The sequence below is a fragment of the Actinomadura sp. genome, assembly GCF_044508335.1.
Lineage (GTDB): Bacteria > Actinomycetota > Actinomycetes > Streptosporangiales > Streptosporangiaceae > Spirillospora.
Genome location: NZ_JBIQHY010000079.1, coordinates 3,070 through 18,191, shown reverse-complemented (window position 1 = coordinate 18,191; position 15,122 = coordinate 3,070). Strand labels below are relative to the sequence as shown.

Genomic DNA, 15,122 nt, shown 5'->3' with positions numbered 1-15,122 from the left:
CCCCGGCTCGGCGATTCAGGGCCGGAGGAACTCGACCGCGTGCGACTCGGCCTCCGGATGGGCGGCGCTGAGCAGGCGCATGCCCTCCTCTTCAAGGCCGGTGCGCTCCCGCTTCGGGACCGGGCGGAACGGGTCGATGCGCAGCACCGCCTCCCCGCGCTTCTTCTCGATCTTCCACATGCCGTGGACGAAGCCGTCCACGAGGAACGTCGCGCGGATGATGCCGTTGACGGTGAAGACCCGCTTGCGGTCCTCCTCGCTGATGATCCGGGCGCGGTCGGCGTGGGAGAGCAGCAGGTTGTCGAAGTCCGGGACGAAACGGACGGGCGCCGGCGCGTCCGGGCCGGGACGCGGCGCATCCGGCACGTCGTAGAGCACCCGGCCGTTCTCGTCGCGGAACTCCAGCAGCCCCGGGCGGAGCCGCTCGACGACCGGGCCGAGGCGCGTCAGGCCCGACCAGCGCTGGACGTCCCGGACGCTCGCCGGCCCGAAGGCCGCCAGGTAGCGCAGCACCACATCGTCCAGCGTCGTCTCGGCGGGCGGGTGCCCGTCCAGCCAGGTGTCGAGCGTCGTGTGCCGCGCGACCCCCGAGGCGCCCCAGATGCCGCGCGGCGGGGTCTGCACCAGCGGCAGCCGCAGGCGGACGGCCCAGCCCAGCAGATCGGCGTCGTGGTCGGGCCACCGCTCGGCCAGCGATGCGCGGACCTCCTTGTCGGTGCGCGGCTCGTCCTCCAGCAGCGCGCGGGCGTGGGCGGTGACCGCGTCGAGGTCGATGCCGTCCAGCTCGGCGGCCCGCGCCTTCAGGAGGTTGTCGAGGATCGGCTGGGTGAGCGGCCGCAGCGCGCGGGCGTCGCGCGCGCTGACCAGGTGGAGCGTCCCGCGCATCAGCACGATCCGCAGCACGCGGCGCTCCGCCAGCAGCGCGCCGAGATCGCCGAACGCGAAGTCCGCGAGGCGGCTCCACAGCCCGATGTGCGGCGGGTTCGGCGCCTGCGCCTGCATGCCGACCAGGTGCTCGACTGCGTCCAGCACGGGCATGTCATGCCGCTCCAGCAGCATCTGGCGCGCCAGCAGCGCCCGGTTCAGCGCCCTCCTGCCGATCGTCACAGCGGCCACGCCCCCGCCGTCGTGCGCGGAGTGCACGGAAGGCTCCGCCCGTCCGTGATGCACATGACGTCCGGGATGCACATGACGTCCGGGATGCACATGGCGTCCGGGATCAGGACGCGATGGTGGAGCTGTGGCCGGTTCATCCGCCTATCCTCACCGATGCGGAGGCGGCGCGGGTACTCCGGTGCCGCTACTCCGGTGCCGCTACTCGGGTGCGGCTACTCGGGTGCAGCTACTCGGGTGCCGCCGGGATCGTCAACGGGAAGCGGCGGCGGCGAAGGCGGCGATGACCGGGTGCGGACGGGTGCCGTCGCCGGCCAGCTCCGGCTGGAAGAGCGTGGCGAAGTAGAACGGGTGCCCGGGCAGTTCCGCGATGCGCACCTGGCCGTCGCCGTCGTGACCCGTGAACCGCAGGCCGTTCCGGCGCAGGACGTCGAGATACGCCGGGTTCGGGCCGAACGCGCAGTTGAAGCGCTCGACGCTGCGCGGGGTCCCCATGAGCCGCTCGGCGAACGAGCCCGGAGTCACCGCGACCTCCGCCTCGTGCCCGGCGAGCGAGCAGGCCAGCGGCATGATCAGCAGATCATCGGCGGGCTCGTTCCCTCCCGGCCCGTTCCCTCCCGGCCCGTTCCCTCCCGGTTCGTTCTCAGCGTGCTTGGCCTCCTTCAGGCCGCAGACGTTGCGGGCGTATTCGAGCAGCATGTGCTGGAAGCCGCCGCACGTCCCCAGGATGGGAATCCCCTCCTCCCTGGCGGACCGTACGGCCGCCACCGCACCGGACTCGCTCTTGTAGGGGCTGCCCGGCAGCAGCCACACCCCGTCGAAGCCCGTCAGGCCGTCCCCCACCTCATCGGTCGGAATCCAATACGCCTCGACGAGGAGACCGTCCCGTTCGCGGACGGCCTCCAGCAGGCCCGGTATCCGGACGTGGGACTGGACGTTGGGGGATCGCTCCCCCACCAGGGCGATTCGTGCGGTGAAGGTCATGCCGCCGATCCTGGCCCTCGACCGAGCACAAGCGCCAACGATGATTTCCGATGCGTCGATAAGCGATGCTTATCCTCCGTGGATCCTCACCTCTTGCGCACGTTCGTCACCGTCGTCCGGGCAGGCTCGTTCTCGGCGGCCGCCGACGAGCTGGGATACACGCAGGCCGCCGTCTCGCAGCAGATCGCGTCACTGGAGAACGACCTCAAGGCGACGCTCCTGCATCGCCGCCCGGTGCGGACGACGGAGGCCGGGGCGCGGCTGCTGGAGCACGCGGGGCCGATCCTGCTGCGGCTCCGGGCGGCGCGGTCCGAGATCGCCCGGCTGACCGCGGCGCCCCGGCTGCGGCTCAGCGTGGGCGCGTCCCCGCTCGCCGCCGCCCATGTCGCGGGCGCGCTGGCCGCGGCCCGCCGGGCGCATCCCCGCCTGGAGGCCGCCGTCCGCGTCCTGCCCCGCGCGGGAATCGACGCCGCCGTCGCGACCGGGGACCTGGACATCGGGCTCGTGGACGGCATCGCGGCGCCCAGCGACCCGCTGCGGCTGGACGCCGGCGTCCCCGTCGCCGCCGTCGCGGTGGCCGAGCGCCCGCTCGCGGTCGTGCTCCCCGCCGCGCATCCGCTGGCGTCCCGGCCGGGGCTCGACCTGCGCGATCTCGTGGACGCGCTGTGGCTGGACGCCCCGGACGTCGCCGTGCCGCTGGCGGCGCTGCGCCGGGCGACCGGGGCGCGGGACGGCTTCCGCCCGTCCCTCACCTGCGAGGGCGGTGACGTGGAGCTGCTGGTCGCCCTGGTCGCCGCGGGGCACGGGCCGGCGCTCCTCCCGGCCGGTCTCGCCGGGCGTCGGGGGCTGGCGGAGGTGCCCGTGCGCGCGCCCCGGATCGTCCACCGCACCGAGGTGCTGCACCCGCGCACGACCGGCCCGGCGGGTACGGCATTCATCGCGGCCTTGACGGGCGGCACGTCATGAACGTACGTTCATGAACAGACGTTCATAAGGAGGGGGCATGGCGGACATCGTCAACACCCATCAGGCCGAGGCCTGGAACGGATACGAGGGCCGGCACTGGGCCGGCCACCACGACCGCTACGACGCGGTCAACAGCGGCTTCAACGACGTCCTGCTGGACGCGGCGGCCATCGGGGCGCGCGACCGCGTCCTCGACATCGGGTGCGGGAACGGGCAGGTCACCCGGCTCGCGGCGCGGCGCGCCCGGCTCGGCGGCGCGACGGGCGTGGACCTGTCCGGGCCGATGCTCGCCCGCGCCCGCTCGCTCGCCGCCGCGGAGGAGGTCGCGAACGCGGCGTTCGAGCAGGGCGACGCCCAGGTCCACCCGTTCCCGGACGGCGCCTTCGACGTGGCGGTCAGCCGGTTCGGGGTCATGTTCTTCGCCGATCCGGTCGCGGCGTTCGGGAACGTCCGGCGGGCGCTGCGGGACGCCGGACGGGTGGCGTTCGTCGTCATGACGCCGCCCGGCGAGACCGACCTCGGGGAGGTGTTCGCCGCGCTGCCGCCGCGCGCGGAGCCGCCGATCGGGCATCAGGGGCCGCTGTCGCTGGCCGATCCGGACCGCGTCCGCGAGGTCCTTGAGGGCGCCGGGTTCAAGGACGTCCGCACACGCCTGGTGGACGCCGAGCAGATCTGGGGCCGGGACGCGCGCGACGCGGCGGAGTTCTTCGCCGGCTGGGGCCCGATCCGCTACAACTACGGCGAGAGCGGCGAGCTGGTCGACGCGCTCACCGAGGTGATGGCGCGGTTCGAGCGGGACGGCGCCGTCCGGCTGCGCAGCACCGCGCGGCTGGTGGCGGCACGGCGATGAAGCGGGTCGCCGTCCTCGGGGGATACGGGGCCGTGGGACGCGAGGTCGTCGCGGGCCTGCGCGGGCACGTGCCGGAGATCGTCGTCGCGGGCCGGGACCTCGCCAAGGCCCGCACCGTCGAGGGCGCGACGCCGATGCGCCTCGATCTGCGGAGCGACGACATCGAGCGGCTCGACGCCGACGCGGTCGTCATGTGCGCGGAGACCGAGAACGTGCGGGTCGCCGAGACGTGCCTCGCACGCGGCGTCCACTACGTCGATGTGTCCGCGTCGTACGAGGTGCTCGCCGGGATCGAGAGGCTGGACGCGACCGAGGCGACGGCCGTGCTCAGCGTGGGGCTCGCGCCCGGGGTGACCAACCTGCTCGCGCACGGATTCGGCGGCGCGGACGTCGACATCGGCGTCCTGATCGGCACCGGCGAGCAGCACGGGCCGGGCGCCGTGGAGTGGACGCTCGACTCCCTGGGCGAGGTGGGCGAATCCTGGCGGATGCGCTTCCCGCCGCCCTACGGGACCCGCACCGTCCACCGGTTCCCGTTCTCCGACCAGTACACGCTCCCCGGCCGGGTCCGGACGGGCCTCTGCCTGGACTCGCGGGCGCTGACCGCGCTCCTCCCCCGGCTCAGGCGGGTCCGGGACGCGGCTCCGCTGCGGGCCGCGCTCCGGCACGTCCACGTCGGCGGGGACGGGTTCGCCGTGGCGGTCGAGTCCGGGGGGCGGGTGCGGTCGTTCTCCGGGCGGCGGCAGAGCCGGGCGACGGGCCTGGCCGCCGCGCTGGTCGTCCGGCGGCTGGACGGGATGCCGCCCGGCGTCCGGCACATCGAGGACGCCGTCGGCCCCGACTTCCTCCCCGAACTCGCCGCCCACGGGTTCGATCTCGGCGAATACGATCCGGAGTGATGTCACCTCGAAAAGCGGCCGCGCTGCGCACCGGCGACCGGTCCCTGCGCGAGCACCTGATCGCCACGGCCGAGCGGATGATGGCCGAGCGCGGCGCGGCGGGCCTGACCGTCCGGGCGATCGCGCGGGAGGCCGGCGTCGCCGACGGCGTCCTCTACAACCACTTCGCCGACAAGGAGGAGCTGCTCGCGCACGCCCTGCGCGCACGCGCCGAGTCGGTGGAGCGCTCGCTCGACCCGCTGCCCGAGCCCGGCAGCGGGACGATCGAGGAGAACCTGCGCGCTTACGTCCGGCACGGGCTGGTCGCGCACAACGCGCTGCTGCCCGCCGTCGCCGGGCTGGTCGCGCAGCCCGAGGTGCTCGCCCGGTTCTCCGCGCTGAGCGGCGGCGAGCGGGACTGGCGCTCCCGCCTCGCCGCCTACCTGCGGGCCGAGCGCGACCTCGGCCGGCTCGCCCCGGACGCCCCGGTGGACTCGGCCACGTCCATGATCGTCGGCGCGTGCCACGAGCCGGTGCTGTCGGTGCTGTTCCAGGGCGAGGAGCTCGCGCACCGGGTGCCCCTGGACGCCGTGGACGGCCTGGTCGCCGTCGTCCTGCGCGGCATCGCCCCCCGCTAGGGATCCATCGTTCAAGAATCCATGGCCGCCCTGACCTCCTCCAGCGTGCGGTCGGCGATCGCGTTGGCCCGGTCGTTCCCCTCCGCGACCACGCGGCGCAGATACGCGCGGTCGGCGATGAGCTCGGCGCGGCGGGCGCGGATCGGGCGGAGGAACTCGTTGACCGAGTCCGCGACGACCTTCTTGAGCGCCGCCGCCCCGCCGGAGCCGACCTCGGCGGCGACGTCGTGCGGGTCGCGGTCCTGGCACAGCGCGGCGAGCAGCACCAGGTTGGACACCTGGGGGCGGGTGTCCGGCTCGTAGGTGATGTGCCGGTCGCCGTCGGTCACGGCGCGCCTGATCATCCGGGCGGTCTCGTCCGGCCCGGCGGACAGCGCGATCGCGTTGCCCCGGCTCTTGCCCATCTTCCGGCCGTCCGTCCCGAGCAGCAGCGGCGCGGCGGACAGCAGCGCGTCCGGCACCGGGAAGACCGGCGCGTAGCGCTCGTTGAAGCGGCGCGCGATCGTCCGGGTGATCTCCTGGTGCGGAAGCTGGTCCTTGCCGACGGGGACGAGGTTCGCCTTGCAGAACAGGATGTCGGCGGCCTGGTGGACGGGATAGGTGAACATCAGCCCGCTGACCGACGCCTGCCGGGACGCCGCGATCTCGTCCTTCACGGTCGGGTTGCGGTTCAGCTCGGCGACCGTCACCAGCGACAGGAACGGCAGCATGAGCTGGTTCAGGGCCGGGACGGCGCTGTGCCGGAAGACCGTCGCCGCGGCCGGGTCGATCCCGGCGGCCAGGTAGTCGGCGACGAGCCCCTCGACGTGCTCGGACAGCCGGTCGGCGACGTCCCGGTCGGTGAGCACCTGGTAGTCGGGGATGACGAGCAGCAGCTCGACGCCGGCCCGCTGCAGCCTGACCCGGTTCGCCAGGGTGCCGAAGTAGTGGCCGAGATGCAGCGGCCCGGTCGGCCGGTCGCCGGTCAGGATGCGGAACGCGCCCGGGTCGGCGGCGATCCGCGCCTCCAGCTCCCGGGTCCGGGCTTCGGGGGTGGTCTCCATGGTCTCTCCTCCGTCTCGGGTCGGCCGGCCACCGGCGGACCCCGCGGAAGAAGAGAGAAGGGCCGTCCAGTGGACGGCCCGATGGCGTGCGCGAGTGTCGGCCGTCCTAGGACGGCCACCAGCCCAGACACGCGATGCGGTTCACGGCACCCAGCATAGACGACGAGAAACGGCTGCTCACAGATAATCCAGAACGGAACCAATTGGGTAGCCTGGGCGCATGACCTCGATGTCCCCCAGCCGCACGAAACCGGACCTGTCCTACCTGCTCGACCACACCGGCCATGTGCTGCGCACCCGGATGACGGCCGCGCTCGCCGAGATCGGGCTGACCCCGCGCATGCACTGCGTCCTCGTCCACGCCCTGGAGGGGGAGCGCACCCAGATCCAGCTGGCCGAGATCGGCGACATGGACAAGACGACGATGGTCGTCACGGTCGACGCCCTGGAGAAGGCCGGCCTCGCCGAGCGCCGCCCGTCCTCCACGGACCGGCGGGCCAGGATCATCGCGGTCACCGAGGAGGGCGCGCGGGTCGCCGCCCGCAGCCAGGAGATCGTGGACGGCGTGCACGAGGCGGCGCTGGGCTCGCTTCCGGCCGACGAGCGCGAGGTGCTCGTCCGCGCCCTGACCGCCCTGGCCGAGGGCCATCTGAGCACGCCGGTGGAGAGCCCGCTGCCCGCCCGCCGGGTCCGGCAGCGCCAAAAATAAGTCCGTCAAGGATCGTCTCTAACAAAACTATCTGTTACGGTCTCTCCTATGACCAAGGAGACGACCCGTCCTTCCACCTCCCGTTCCGCATCCGCGTCGCGGCTCACCGCCCCGCTCCGCTCCCGCTGGGCGGCGCTCGGGGTGCTGTCCGCGACGATGCTGATGACGATCCTGGACGGCAGCATCGTGACCGTCGCGGCGCCCGCCATCCAGGACGATCTCGGCTTCTCCCCCGCCGGGCTCAGCTGGATCATGAACGCCTACCTGATCCCGCTCGGCGGCCTGCTGCTCCTCGCCGGCCGGCTCGGCGACCTCATCGGCCGCCGCACGCTGTTCCTCCTCGGGAACGCCGTCTTCACCGCGGCGTCCGTGCTGGCGGGCGCCGCCGGCACGTCCGGCCTGCTGATCGCCGCCCGCCTGCTGCAGGGCGTCGGCAGCGCGCTGGCCTCGGCGGTCGTCCTCGGCATCCTCGTGACGCTCTTCCCCGGCCCCCGCGAGCGGGCCAAGGCCCTCGGGGTCTTCAGCTTCACCGGCGCGGCCGGCGCGTCCATCGGGCAGGTGCTCGGCGGCGTGCTCACCGACGCGCTGAGCTGGCACTGGATCTTCCTGATCAACCTGCCGATCGGGCTCGCCACCGTCCTGCTCGCCCTCCCGGCGCTGCCCCGCGACCGCGGCATCGGCCTCGCCGCCGGCGCGGACGTCGCCGGCGCGCTGCTCGCCACGTCCGGGCTGATGCTCGGCATCTACACCGTCGTCAAGGTCGAGAGCCACGGCTGGCTGTCCTCGCACACGCTGGGCCTGGGCGCGGTGTCCCTCGTCCTGCTCGCGGGCTTCGCGGTCCGGCAGGCGCGCGCCGCGACCCCGCTGATGCCGCCGCGGATCCTGCGCTCCCGCAACGTGTCGGGCGCCTACATGGTCCAGCTGCTCACCCTGTCGGCGATGTTCTCGTTCCAGGTGATCGTCGCCCTCTACATGCAGCAGATCCTGGGTTACAGCGCGCTCGGCACCGGCCTGGCGATGCTCCCGGCCGCCGTCGCGATCGGCGCCGTGTCGCTGTTCGCGTCGGCGCGGCTGTCGAACCGCCTCGGCGAACGGTTCGTGCTGACGACCGGGCTGGTGCTGCTCGCCGGCGCGATGGCCTGGCTGACGACCGTCCCGGTGGACGCCCGCTACGCCACCGACCTGCTCCCGGCCTTCGTTCTGATCGCCGGCGCCGGGCTCGTCCTGCCGTCGCTGACCGGGCTCGGCATGTCCAGCGCCCGCCCGGAGGACGCGGGCATCGCGTCGGGCCTGTTCAACACCGTCCAGCAGGTGGGGATGGCGCTCGGCGTCGCGGTCATGACCACGCTCGCCGCGTCCCGCACCGCCGCGCTCCGCGCGGACGGGCGCGGCACCGCCGCCGCGCTCGCCGGCGGCTACCACCTGGCGTTCGGCATCTCCGCCGCCCTCCTGACGGCCGCGCTCGCCGTGTCCCTGCTCGTCCTGCGCCGCCCGAAGCCTCCGGCGTCCACCGCGTCCCCCGCCGAGAACGTCCCCGCCAACGCCTGAAGGAGACCGAGATGACCGAGTACGGCCCCGGCCGGGGACCCGGCCCCAAGCCGATCACCGAGGACGACCTGGTGCGCATCCTCGGCGAGCACCGGTTCGCCGTCCTCGCGACGAACAGGCCGAACGGCCACCCGCACCTCACGACCGTCGCCTACACGTGGGACCCGGACGAGCGGGTCGCGCGGATCTCCACGACCGCCGACCGGGCGAAGGTGAAGCAGCTCCGCCGCGACCCGCGCGCCGCGCTGCACGCGGCAAGCCCGGACCACATGTCGTTCGCGGTCGCGGAAGGCACCGCCGAACTGTCCGGCATATCCGAAGAGCCCGGCGACGCGGTGGGGCGCGAGCTGCTCGCCATGACACCGGGGTTCGCCGACCCGGCGGACGAGCGGGCGTTCCTGGAGCACATGGCCGAGGACAGGAGGCTGGTGATACGCCTGCGCGCCACCCGCCTCTACGGCACCGTCATCGCGAACTAGCACGGTCGCGGACCAGCACGGCCACGGGCTAGCGCGGTCGCGGGCTAATGCGGTCGCGGGCTAATGCGGTCGCGGGCTAGTGCGGCAGGACGAGGAGGAGCAGCGGCAGCCCCGCGATGACCGGGACGGCGGCGGCCGCGGCGAGGCGCACCTTCCGCGACACCGGCTGCGGCTCCAGCAGCCGGTTCACCCGCGCCATCACCGGGAGGTCGCCGTGCGCGACGCCGAGGGTGCCGGACGGGGCGGCGGCCGGGCGGGCGGCCGCGAACCGCAGCAGCGCCGTCGCCAGCTCGCGGGCCGGGCGGCCGTGCCGGGCCCGGTCGTCGGCGGCCATCTCGATCAGCAGCTCCACCGCGTCCAGGCACCGTCCGACCAGCCGGAACTGCGGGAACACCTGGCGCAGCGACGCGAACGGCAGCAGCACCAGGTCGTGCCGCTCGCGCGCGTGCGCGCGCTCGTGCGCGAGGACCGCGGCCAGCTCGCCGCGGTCGAGCAGCTGCAGCGTCCCGGCGCTGACGACGACCTTGTGCGAGCGGACGCCCGGCACGCAGTACGCGGCGGCGCCGGGGTGGTCGACGACGAGGGTGCCGGGCACGGATGAGTCGCGGCGCGACACCAGCGCGAGCAGCGCCCGGTGCCGGCGCCGGGCCCGCACCACGCGGACCACCGCGAACATCAGCATGACCAGCAGCACCGCCGTGAGGCTGATCGCGCCGAGCAGCGAGGCGACCTGGACGGCGTTGAGGCTGGCGGCCTGGTCGTCGTACAGGCCGGGCAGCCCGCCGAGGACGCCCTTGCCGTACGGGAGGAGGGCGAGACCGAGGAGGGCGCCGATCGTGGCGACGCCCCAGCACAGCCCGAGGGCCTGCCAGAGCGCGATCCCGATGCGCGGCGCCCGCCACGTCCACCGGGCGCGGGCCAGGAAGTGCGCCCCGCCGATGGTCCCGAGGGAGATCAGAGCGAGCAGGGCGGCGCCGGTCATGCCGGTGGTTCCTTGCTCGTGAGACCCGCGAGGGTCTGCCGGATCACATCGATCTCGTCCCGCGACACCGACCGGACGAAGTGCGCGAGGGCGGCGTCCCGGTCACCGGTCTCGTTCAGGGCGCCCAGCATCAGCTCGGTCACGTACATCTCGCGGCTCGCGACCGGGTGGTAGCGCCAGGCGCGGCCGTCGCGCTCGCGCTCGAGGAAGCCCTTCTTGGCGAGCCTGTCCAGCACGGTCATCACCGTAGTGTGCGCGAGATCCCGGTCGCTCGCGAGCGCGCGGCTGACATCGCGGGCGGTGGCGGCCTCCAGGCCGGCGTCCTCCCGCTCCCAGAGGACCTCCATGACCGTGCGTTCAAGCTCTCCCAGACCCTTCACGCCTTCAAGGTTATCCGACGGGTCCGCGGGTCACCACGTCAGGTAGTACTACCGCCCGTAGGCGGCGCGACGAGGCCCAGCTCGTAGGCGGCGATGACGAGCTGGACGCGGTCGCGGGCACCGAGTTTGGCGAGCAGCCGGGCGACGTGCGCCTTGGCCGTCGCCACGCTGATGAAGAGCTCCCCGGCGATCTCCTGGTTGGACATGCCGCGCCCGACCAGCGTGAGGACCTCGCGCTCACGGTCGGTGATCCCGTCCACCCGCCCGGCCCCCTCCACCTGCCTGGGCCCGTCCCCCCGCCCCGGCCCCGGCCCGGGTTCCGGGCGGGCCGCGAACTCCGCGATCAGCCTCTTGGTGACGCTCGGCGCGATCAGCGCCTCCCCGGCGGCGACGACGCGGATGGCCGCGAGGATCTCCTCCAGCGCCATGTCCTTGACGAGGAAGCCGCTCGCGCCGGCCTTCAGCGACCCGTAGACGTACTCGTCGTCGTCGAACGTGGTCAGCATGATGACGTGGGCCGTGGTAATGCGCCGGGTCGCCTCGATGCCGTCCATGTCGGGCATGCGGATGTCCATGACGACCACGTCGGGGCGGACCGCCTCCACCAGCTCCACCACCTCGGCGCCCGTCCCGGCCTCGCCGACGATCTCCAGGTCGGGGTGGTCGGCGATCAGGACGCGCAACCCGGCGCGGATCAGCGGCTGATCGTCGGCCAGGACGATGCGGACCGTCATCGTCCCGCCAGCGGGATGCGCGCCGCCACCCGGAACCCGCCCTCGGGCCGCGGCCCGGCGGCGAACTCGCCGCGCAGCAGAGCCACCCGCTCGCGCATCCCGACGAGGCCGTAGCCGGTGCCGACCACGCCGCCGCGCCCGTCGTCCGCTACCTCGACGTCCAGCTCGCCGTCGCGGTAGCCGATCGTGACCCGGCACTCGTCCGCACCCGCATGGCGGACGACGTTGGTGACCGCCTCCTGCACGATCCGGTAGGCGGAGAGATCGACATCCGGCGGGAGGGGCCGGCGCTCCCCTTCGGTGCGGATCACGACGGTGACGCCCGCGTCCCGCGTCGCCTCGGCCAGCCGGTCGAGACCGTCCAGGCCGGGCGTCGAGCCGAGCGGGGCGGGGTCGTCCTTGCGCAGCGCCGTGAGCATGCGCCGCAGCCCCGTCAGCGTCTCGCGGCTGGTGGCCTCGATGGCGTCCAGCGCGTTGCGCGCCTCCGCAGGCTGCGTGTCGATCACCCGCCCGCCGACGCCCGCCTGGATCGCGATGATCCCGATGCTGTGCGCGACCATGTCGTGCAGCTCGCGGGCGATGCGGAGCCGCTCGTCCGCGACGGCCCGCGCCGTGGCCTGCGCCCGCATCGCCTCGGCGTGCGCCCACCGCACCCGCAGCGCGTCACCCGCCATCCACGTGACGAGCATCGCCAGCACGACCGTCAGGAAGAAGACGCCGCTGGGGAACATGAAGGAGGCGACGGCCGCGACCTGCAGGAAGCCGGTCAAGACGGCGACGGGGACAGAGACCCGCCGCCTGCGAGTGGCCGCGATGTACCCGGCGCCGAGGTCGGTGAGCAGCAGGTACAGCCCGGCGACCGCCCCGTTCGGCATCTCCATCAGCGCCGCCGTCCAGGCGAGCGCAAGGATCGCGTGCGCCGCCACCGGCCGGCGCAGCAGCAGACCCGCCACCAGGACCGTGAGCGCGGCCGAGATCAGGACTTCCAGCCCTTCGAAGCCACCGTGCCCATTACTGACCGTGACAAAGAGGAAGCCGGGATACAGGACGGCGCCCGACCACGCGAGGACCGTCCACGTGATGCTGCGCATTCGGCTCAGCGGCAGGGCGGACATGCCGCGATCGTAACCGGCGCATCTTGCCCCGCACATTAGCCCGCAGGCTTAGTCCCCGGGGCTACAGCACTTCCGGCGAATATGGCCGACGGCCGGATGCCGTTATGCCCCGCCCTCGACACCGTTGGCACCATGAAGCGTCGAGTGTCATTGATACTGGCCGCCGAAGTCCTGGCGATCGCGGCCTTCTCCGTCCTGTACGACTCGCTCGATTTCCGCATCTACCGGCTAGGCGGAGACGCAATAACAAACGGCTCCCGCCTCTACGAGGAACAGCTGGCCGACCACTGGTTCACGAACACACCATTCATGGCCGCCCTGTTCACGCCGCTTTCCGCACTCCCCCTGACCGTCACCCGCGTGATGTGGCAACTGGCCTCCCTAGCGGCCTTCGTATGGGCCTGCCGCACAACGCTGGAACTAGCCGGCCGCCGCGCCCCTCTCATAGCCGTAGCAGCGGCCGGCCTGCTGCTCGAACCGGTCTGGCACACGTTCTTCCTGGGCCAGGTGAACTTGTTCCTCCTAGCCCTGGTCCTGGCGGACATGCACCGCATAGCCCAAGGCCGTCCAGCAGGAGTAGGCATCGGCATCGCAGCCGCGATAAAGCTGACCCCCGCAATCTTCATCGCGCTACTCCTGATCAGCCGACGCACAAGGGCCGCCGCAACAGCCACCGCAACCTTCGCCACCTGCACTCTGCTCGCCTACGCCATCGCACCAGAAGCGTCCCGCCTCTACTGGCTGCACACCTTCTACGACACGTCCCGCGTAGGCGTCCCTTACATCAGCAACCAGTCACCGTACGGCGCACTGACCCGCATCCTGTGGAACACGACCGCAGTAGGCGACTGGTACACGGCCATTCCCCCAGCAATCGCCGCCGCCGGCCTCACAGTCGCCGCCCTATGGGCGAAACGGGGCGACTGGCTGGGCGCCACAGCGGTAACGGGCACGACCGGCCTTCTGGTCTCACCCGTCTCGTGGACGCACCACTGGGTGTGGATAGTCCCCGCCTTGGCAGTGCTCCTCCGCAACAAGAACCACAAGACCGCACTGGCCGCCTACGCCCTCTTCGTCCTCTCACCCCTCTGGTGGACGCCCCACAACGGCCACCCGCTCGAATACGGCTTCAACCCGCTCCTGACCCCCGTGGCGAACTGCTACCTACTGGCAGGCGTGCTGTTCCTCGTCCACATGGCCGTCCGCCTCACCACCGGTCATGGTGCAGAGCGGCCTCCAGCGGCCGACGACGCCACCACCCGTGCCGTTCGAGATCCGGAGCAGATTGCAGACGGGTGACGGGCCCAAGACACAACCACGCGACCGGACGAATGGCCGCGGGAATGCCGAGCAGCTCCCGCAGGTACGGCTCCCGATAGAACGAGACCCATCCCACCCCAAGACCCTCAGCGGTAGCCGCGAGCCACAAGTTCTGGATCGCCAGGCACACCGAATACAACCCCGCGTCCGCGATGGCATGCCGCCCGAGAACCGCCGGCCCACCGCGCGCCGCGTCGTAGGTGACCACGACCGCCAGACTGGACTCCAACACCCCATCGATCTTGATCCGACCAAAACGCTCCTTGTCGCCACCCGTCAGCCCCGCCGCGAACACCGCGCGCTCCGCCTGCACATGCTCGTAAAAGGCACGCCGCACCCCCAGATCTCTCACCAGGACGAAATCCCAGGGCTGCGAGAGCCCCACACTGGGCGCGGCATGAGCCGCCGCGAGCACCCGCTCAAGGACGTCCTGCGGAATCGGCGCACCGGTGAACTCGGCGCGCACATCACGGCGGCGGTGGATGGCGTCATAGAGGTTCATGGGCAGGCTCCCGCTGCGTCGTCGTAGCGAGGCCGGTCTTCGGACTCCCGGATCGACACTCGACCGCCCGCCTTCCCGGCCGTAAGGCCAGTGGCTGCGCAAACGCGCATGGACGGCAGCTCCCCGGTCACCGCGGCGGGCCCGTGCCGGATTCACACCGGCTTCCCGATTCTCCCCACAAGGGGGCACCCCGCGTCAGTTCATGCCACCCCCGACCCTACCGACCCCGCACCGGACGCCCTCGGCCAGCACCACACCCTGCCACCACCGCGCCCACGCCCGCCGCGCGGACAACACCAACGCAGAGACCGAACTGCGCGGTTGGCCGAGGGCCTGTCGAGTTAAGGCATCTCTCTGTGCCAAGCGGCGACAAGCAGAGAGGCATCCGTATCTCTGATCATGTTCCGTCAACGCACAGCCGTCGCTTCAGCCTGCTGAGCGGTCTGACGGCGGATTTTGCCGGTTGTCGATCAACGGCCCGCGGCCGGTGCCGTTTGAGGTCTCCGGAGGAAGCGTCCAGCGGCGCGACGCCGCAGTAGGAGGCGAACCCGGCCGTCCGGGCCGGGATTTTCGCGGCCGGAAGGTCAGCGATGCCGTTGTGGTTCGGTCAGGGCGGTGCCCGGTTCGGCGACAGGTCCACCGCCAGGGCCGGCAGCATGCGATCAAGCTCGAGCCCCGGGACGCACCCCGCGCAGGGTCCCGGCGGCGATATCGGCAGTCAGCTTGTGGGGCAGGCCGACCGGCCGGTTGATGGTCTGCGGTACCAGGATCAGGGCGCGCACAGTTGCCGGGGAAATGCGCACCCACGATTGGGCGGACTTGGGCACCCAAGTGAGCAGGGTTGGGGTGTCTTGCCGGGCAATGAGCATCGCGGATGCCGG

The 15,122-nt window shown here is 72.5% G+C and carries 18 protein-coding genes and 1 riboswitch; of the genes, 8 read left to right on the top strand and 10 right to left on the bottom strand.

The genetic code is table 11. The features are described from left to right. Positions 1-15 precede the first annotated feature (15 nt). The 3 genes from ACIWVC_RS23665 to ACIWVC_RS23655 form a co-directional block, all read right to left on the bottom strand. Entirely contained in the window at positions 16-1,116 is a 1,101-nt protein-coding gene (locus tag ACIWVC_RS23665; RefSeq protein WP_396450558.1) for a winged helix DNA-binding domain-containing protein, read from the bottom strand. Next, positions 1,104-1,253 carry a hypothetical protein gene (locus ACIWVC_RS23660; protein WP_396450560.1) on the bottom strand — a complete coding sequence of 50 codons (150 nt, stop codon included), beginning with the start codon at positions 1,251-1,253 and terminating at the stop codon, positions 1,104-1,106. The genes ACIWVC_RS23665 and ACIWVC_RS23660 overlap by 13 nt, the downstream gene beginning before the upstream one ends. Before the next feature lie 112 nt (positions 1,254-1,365). After that, positions 1,366-2,097 carry a hypothetical protein gene (locus tag ACIWVC_RS23655; RefSeq protein ID WP_396450562.1) on the bottom strand — a complete coding sequence of 244 codons (732 nt, stop codon included), beginning with the start codon at positions 2,095-2,097 and terminating at the stop codon, positions 1,366-1,368. Between the two features lie 93 nt (positions 2,098-2,190). Between ACIWVC_RS23655 and ACIWVC_RS23650 the strand changes: the two genes are divergently transcribed. Genes ACIWVC_RS23650 through ACIWVC_RS23635 form a run of 4 tightly spaced genes read left to right on the top strand, consistent with a single transcriptional unit; the run spans position 2,191 to position 5,429 of the window. After that, entirely contained in the window at positions 2,191-3,063 is an 873-nt protein-coding gene (locus tag ACIWVC_RS23650; RefSeq protein WP_396450564.1) for a LysR family transcriptional regulator, read from the top strand. 37 nt (positions 3,064-3,100) lie between these two features. Continuing rightward, positions 3,101-3,913, top strand: a complete 813-nt coding sequence (locus ACIWVC_RS23645) for a class I SAM-dependent methyltransferase (protein ID WP_396450565.1) — start codon at positions 3,101-3,103, stop codon at positions 3,911-3,913. Then, positions 3,910-4,812, top strand: coding sequence for a saccharopine dehydrogenase NADP-binding domain-containing protein (locus tag ACIWVC_RS23640; RefSeq protein WP_396450567.1), 903 nt, complete (start codon positions 3,910-3,912; stop codon positions 4,810-4,812). The genes ACIWVC_RS23645 and ACIWVC_RS23640 overlap by 4 nt, the downstream gene beginning before the upstream one ends. Beyond that, positions 4,812-5,429, top strand: coding sequence for a TetR/AcrR family transcriptional regulator (locus tag ACIWVC_RS23635; protein ID WP_396450568.1), 618 nt, complete (start codon positions 4,812-4,814; stop codon positions 5,427-5,429). The genes ACIWVC_RS23640 and ACIWVC_RS23635 overlap by 1 nt, the downstream gene beginning before the upstream one ends. A gap of 11 nt (positions 5,430-5,440) precedes the next feature. Here ACIWVC_RS23635 and trpS read toward each other — a convergent pair whose 3' ends face one another. Further along, positions 5,441-6,472: a tryptophan--tRNA ligase gene (trpS, locus tag ACIWVC_RS23630; protein ID WP_396450570.1), complete on the bottom strand. Its 1,032-nt coding sequence runs from the start codon at positions 6,470-6,472 to the stop codon at positions 5,441-5,443. Between the two features lie 220 nt (positions 6,473-6,692). Between trpS and ACIWVC_RS23625 the strand changes: the two genes are divergently transcribed. Genes ACIWVC_RS23625 through ACIWVC_RS23615 form a run of 3 tightly spaced genes read left to right on the top strand, consistent with a single transcriptional unit; the run spans position 6,693 to position 9,208 of the window. Then, entirely contained in the window at positions 6,693-7,181 is a 489-nt protein-coding gene (locus tag ACIWVC_RS23625; protein ID WP_396450572.1) for a MarR family winged helix-turn-helix transcriptional regulator, read from the top strand. A 48-nt stretch (positions 7,182-7,229) separates the two neighbouring features. Next, the gene (locus ACIWVC_RS23620) at positions 7,230-8,729 is read left to right on the top strand and encodes a DHA2 family efflux MFS transporter permease subunit (RefSeq protein ID WP_396454584.1); all 1,500 of its coding nucleotides are present in this window, start codon (positions 7,230-7,232) and stop codon (positions 8,727-8,729) included. An 11-nt stretch (positions 8,730-8,740) separates the two neighbouring features. Further along, positions 8,741-9,208: a PPOX class F420-dependent oxidoreductase gene (locus ACIWVC_RS23615; protein WP_396450576.1), complete on the top strand. Its 468-nt coding sequence runs from the start codon at positions 8,741-8,743 to the stop codon at positions 9,206-9,208. Positions 9,209-9,284: 76 nt separating this feature from the next. Here ACIWVC_RS23615 and ACIWVC_RS23610 read toward each other — a convergent pair whose 3' ends face one another. From ACIWVC_RS23610 to ACIWVC_RS23595, 4 genes are read right to left on the bottom strand one after another with little or no spacing between them, the layout of a single operon-like run. After that, positions 9,285-10,190, bottom strand: a complete 906-nt coding sequence (locus ACIWVC_RS23610) for a M56 family metallopeptidase (protein ID WP_396450578.1) — start codon at positions 10,188-10,190, stop codon at positions 9,285-9,287. Beyond that, positions 10,187-10,570 (bottom strand): BlaI/MecI/CopY family transcriptional regulator, encoded by a 384-nt coding sequence (locus ACIWVC_RS23605; RefSeq protein WP_396450580.1) that lies wholly within the window; start codon positions 10,568-10,570, stop codon positions 10,187-10,189. The genes ACIWVC_RS23610 and ACIWVC_RS23605 overlap by 4 nt, the downstream gene beginning before the upstream one ends. A 38-nt stretch (positions 10,571-10,608) precedes the next feature. Continuing rightward, entirely contained in the window at positions 10,609-11,304 is a 696-nt protein-coding gene (locus ACIWVC_RS23600) for a response regulator (protein ID WP_396450582.1), read from the bottom strand. Beyond that, entirely contained in the window at positions 11,301-12,419 is a 1,119-nt protein-coding gene (locus ACIWVC_RS23595) for a sensor histidine kinase (protein WP_396450584.1), read from the bottom strand. Before ACIWVC_RS23595 ends, ACIWVC_RS23600 begins: the two co-directional genes overlap by 4 nt. Positions 12,420-12,551: 132 nt before the next feature. Here ACIWVC_RS23595 and ACIWVC_RS23590 point away from each other — a divergent pair, with 132 nt between their 5' ends. Then, complete coding sequence (locus ACIWVC_RS23590) at positions 12,552-13,718, top strand: glycosyltransferase 87 family protein (RefSeq protein ID WP_396454583.1); 1,167 nt, start codon at positions 12,552-12,554, stop codon at positions 13,716-13,718. Here ACIWVC_RS23590 and bluB read toward each other — a convergent pair. Together bluB and ACIWVC_RS23580 are read right to left on the bottom strand one after the other, a co-directional pair. Next, on the bottom strand, positions 13,627-14,241 hold the full coding sequence (bluB, locus tag ACIWVC_RS23585) for a 5,6-dimethylbenzimidazole synthase (RefSeq protein ID WP_396454582.1): 615 nt from the start codon (positions 14,239-14,241) through the stop codon (positions 13,627-13,629). The two genes, ACIWVC_RS23590 and bluB, sit on opposite strands and share 92 nt — an antisense overlap. 12 nt (positions 14,242-14,253) lie before the next feature. Further along, positions 14,254-14,449: riboswitch (cobalamin riboswitch) on the bottom strand. Positions 14,450-14,903: 454 nt separating this feature from the next. After that, on the bottom strand, positions 14,904-15,122 hold a 219-nt coding region (locus ACIWVC_RS23580; protein WP_396454581.1), incomplete at its 5' end, for a hypothetical protein.

Bases quoted from the DNA above. Each gene is read 5' to 3' on its own strand.
- ACIWVC_RS23660 (WP_396450560.1), bottom strand. From the start codon at position 1,253: ATGAACCGGCCACAGCTCCACCATCGCGTCCTGATCCCGGACGCCATG.
- ACIWVC_RS23655 (WP_396450562.1), bottom strand. From the start codon at position 2,097: ATGACCTTCACCGCACGAATCGCCCTGGTGGGGGAGCGATCCCCCAAC.
- ACIWVC_RS23645 (WP_396450565.1), top strand. From the start codon at position 3,101: ATGGCGGACATCGTCAACACCCATCAGGCCGAGGCCTGGAACGGATAC.
- ACIWVC_RS23640 (WP_396450567.1), top strand. From the start codon at position 3,910: ATGAAGCGGGTCGCCGTCCTCGGGGGATACGGGGCCGTGGGACGCGAG.
- ACIWVC_RS23635 (WP_396450568.1), top strand. From the start codon at position 4,812: ATGTCACCTCGAAAAGCGGCCGCGCTGCGCACCGGCGACCGGTCCCTG.
- trpS (WP_396450570.1), bottom strand. From the start codon at position 6,472: ATGGAGACCACCCCCGAAGCCCGGACCCGGGAGCTGGAGGCGCGGATC.
- ACIWVC_RS23625 (WP_396450572.1), top strand. From the start codon at position 6,693: ATGACCTCGATGTCCCCCAGCCGCACGAAACCGGACCTGTCCTACCTG.
- ACIWVC_RS23620 (WP_396454584.1), top strand. From the start codon at position 7,230: ATGACCAAGGAGACGACCCGTCCTTCCACCTCCCGTTCCGCATCCGCG.
- ACIWVC_RS23615 (WP_396450576.1), top strand. From the start codon at position 8,741: ATGACCGAGTACGGCCCCGGCCGGGGACCCGGCCCCAAGCCGATCACC.
- ACIWVC_RS23610 (WP_396450578.1), bottom strand. From the start codon at position 10,190: ATGACCGGCGCCGCCCTGCTCGCTCTGATCTCCCTCGGGACCATCGGC.
- ACIWVC_RS23600 (WP_396450582.1), bottom strand. From the start codon at position 11,304: ATGACGGTCCGCATCGTCCTGGCCGACGATCAGCCGCTGATCCGCGCC.
- ACIWVC_RS23595 (WP_396450584.1), bottom strand. From the start codon at position 12,419: ATGTCCGCCCTGCCGCTGAGCCGAATGCGCAGCATCACGTGGACGGTC.
- ACIWVC_RS23590 (WP_396454583.1), top strand. From the start codon at position 12,552: ATGAAGCGTCGAGTGTCATTGATACTGGCCGCCGAAGTCCTGGCGATC.
- bluB (WP_396454582.1), bottom strand. From the start codon at position 14,241: ATGAACCTCTATGACGCCATCCACCGCCGCCGTGATGTGCGCGCCGAG.